The sequence below is a fragment of the Arhodomonas sp. KWT genome, assembly GCF_010993615.1.
The window spans coordinates 1-636 of sequence record NZ_WNXE01000957.1 but is presented as its reverse complement, the minus strand read 5'-3'; the positions used below and the strand labels follow the sequence as shown (position 1 = coordinate 636).

1 protein-coding gene is annotated in these 636 nt (G+C 70.8%); it reads right to left on the bottom strand.

The annotated features are described in order from the left end of the window. Nucleotides 1-88 precede the first annotated feature (88 nt). A complete protein-coding gene (locus G7A99_RS23540) occupies nt 89-499 on the bottom strand; it encodes a ribonucleotide reductase subunit alpha (RefSeq protein ID WP_163144475.1) in 411 nt (136 codons plus the stop codon). Nucleotides 500-636 lie beyond the last annotated feature (137 nt).

Genomic DNA, 636 nt, shown 5'->3' with positions numbered 1-636 from the left:
GGGTGCCGTTGTGCCCGCCCGGAAGCCGCGTCACCATAACATGGCCGCAAGCCGCGGCACGTGCCGCATCCGTCAAAATACGGCGGTCTCACTCGAACCGTAGCGCCTCGCCATTGCTGTCGAAGGCGAGGTACGGCGTCAGATCCCCGCCGGCGTGCACCGTGCGCACCATGGCCTTGAGCTGCTCGTCGGTCTCCGCATCGCTCGGCGGACGACCGTCACGCCCGGCGAGCGCGGCCGCGAGCAGGATCTGCCAGCGCTCGCCCTGAGCCCGGGACTCCTCGACCAGCGCCTCGAAGCTCTCGACTTCCTCGGGACGCCTGTCCACGTACATCACCGGCAGCAGCGCCCCGCCCCGGCCGGCCCGGTATCGCGCCGCCTGACCCTCATCGTGGTCCTCGGGCAGCTCGACGCGCAGGCACACGAACAGCAGCCGCTGCGGCTCGGGCTGGGCACGGGCCGCCTGCAGAAACGAGGCGAAGTCGGTAATGGCATTCATTATCAGGACCTCCCCGCGTCGTCGCTCACGCCCTGTGCCAGGCCGGCCCAGTCCCAGTCATCGCGACCGTGGGCAATCCCGGCGATCAGGCGCTGCCGGCACAGATCCGCCAGCGGCATGGGCACCCCGGCCCTGGC

What these genes read in the sequence shown, in the direction of transcription:
- G7A99_RS23540 (WP_163144475.1), bottom strand. Translation starts at nt 499, where the DNA reads ATGAATGCCATTACCGACTTCGCCTCGTTTCTGCAGGCGGCCCGTGCC.